The 1747-nt window shown below is 41.7% G+C and carries 3 protein-coding genes; all 3 read right to left on the bottom strand.

Features of this window, described 5'->3' with window-relative positions; translation table 11 throughout:
* A partial coding sequence (locus tag DYY66_RS05050) for a hypothetical protein (RefSeq protein ID WP_166286756.1) occupies positions 1–225 on the bottom strand: 225 nt, incomplete at its 3' end.
* A 14-nt stretch (positions 226–239) separates the two neighbouring features.
* A complete protein-coding gene (locus DYY66_RS16125; protein ID WP_394352580.1) occupies positions 240–1034 on the bottom strand; it encodes an agmatinase family protein in 795 nt (264 codons plus the stop codon).
* A gap of 44 nt (positions 1035–1078) precedes the next feature.
* On the bottom strand, positions 1079–1747 hold a 669-nt coding region (locus tag DYY66_RS05040), incomplete at both ends, for an agmatinase family protein (RefSeq protein WP_218583615.1).

The following is a 1747-nucleotide window of genomic DNA, read 5'->3' as shown; positions in this document are numbered from 1 at the left end:
AATTTTTGATGAGTTATCTATGATTTGCAATTCGGATTTTCCTGAACGAATTTCACTAACAACGTATGCACAAAATACATGTAGAGTTTCATGAGTGTTTAGCCTCAAATTTCTTGAGAGTTTGTCTTTGATCATTTCTATGACATTGAGAAAAATTGCCTCATCCTCATCTTTGAATTCAAAGAGTTTGATAGAGGGAAGAATGTCTGGCTCTCCCTCTATCAAGACCTCGATTCTAATCAATTTCTTTTCGGAATTTGGGCTTTGGGTTTACCAAAGCTGTATGTGTTCCCTGTACCACGATAAGATTTTGGTCTTACTGGCCTACCTTCAGTCTCTCCTTTCTTTGTGAGGGATAGTCCTGCTAAGAGCTCTACTATCAAGCGGTTTGCAAGACCTGAAGTGATTCCGCCACTGTACGAATTACCATCACTGACATCATAGTTGGGGGCTACTTCGACCAAGTCAAAAGCAAACTTGTCTGGATCAAACGAGGATGAAAGTAATCTCATCAATCTCATTCCTTCTCGGGAGGTGAGTCCGTTTGGTTCTGGCTCTCCAGTTCCTGGAGCATATGCTGGGTCAAATGTATCAATGTCCCAACTGATGTACACTGCATCGACATTGTCATTAGCTCTGTCTGCTGCCTCTTTGGCAATTCTATCTATGCCTAACTCTTCTACATCAAGCATAGTGAACCATTGAAAGTCTTGATCTGCCATCCACTTGTATAGATCTGGGCCTGGCCAGTATCCACGAGGTCCAATTAGGGTGTAATTCTTTCCTTTTAGACATCCTAATTCCATTATTCTTCTAATGTGAGCCCCATGGTCATACTTGAAACCACACAAACCCTGTGGTGCACAGTCAGCATGCGTATCAATGTGAATCATTCCGATGTTCTTGTATTTCTTTGCAAAGGCTCGTACATTTGCAAAAGTGATGGAATGATCACCACCAAGCATGACAGGAATGCCGTCAATATCTAATACTTCTTTAACCTTGTCAGTCATTCTTCTGTGGGATTCTACCACATCGCCTGGTACAATATTCACATCTCCATAATCAACTGTTTTANCCTCATCAACTTCATTCCCTCTCTAGAGGTTAATCCGTTTGGTTCTGGCTCTCCTGTTCCTGGGGCATATGCAGGATCAAATGTGTCAATATCCCAGCTGATGTAAACAGCATCGACATTGTCATTAGCCCTATCTGCAGCTTCTTTAGCAATTCTATCTATGCCTAATTCCTCTACATCTAGCATGGTGAACCATTGAAAGTCTTGATCTGCCATCCACTTGTATAGATCTGGTCCTGGCCAGTATCCACGAGGTCCAATCAAGGTGTAGTTCTTTCCTTTAAGGCAACCTAATTCCATAATTCTTCTAATGTGAGCCCCATGATCATACTTGAAACCACATAGACCTTGTGGCGCACAGTCTGCATGCGTATCGATATGTATCATTCCTATATTCTTGTACTTTTTTGCAAAGGCTCGAACATTTGCAAATGTAATGGAATGATCGCCACCAAGCATTACCGGTATGCCATCGATATCCAACACTTCTTTGACTTTGTCAGTCATTCTTCTATGAGATTCTACTACATCTCCTGGCGAAATGTTCACATCTCCATAATCAACTGTCCTGAAAACTCCAAATGGATCAACACCTGTTTCAATGTTGAAGTGCTCATAAGGTGGAGATGGTACTGTTGAAGCTGCCCTAATTGCTCTTGGTCCATACCT

The organism is Candidatus Nitrosotalea sp. FS (genome assembly GCF_011319475.1).
GTDB lineage: Archaea > Thermoproteota > Nitrososphaeria > Nitrososphaerales > Nitrosopumilaceae > Nitrosotalea.
The sequence above is the reverse complement of the archived record's forward strand: the minus strand, read 5'-3'. Positions and strand labels throughout refer to the sequence as shown.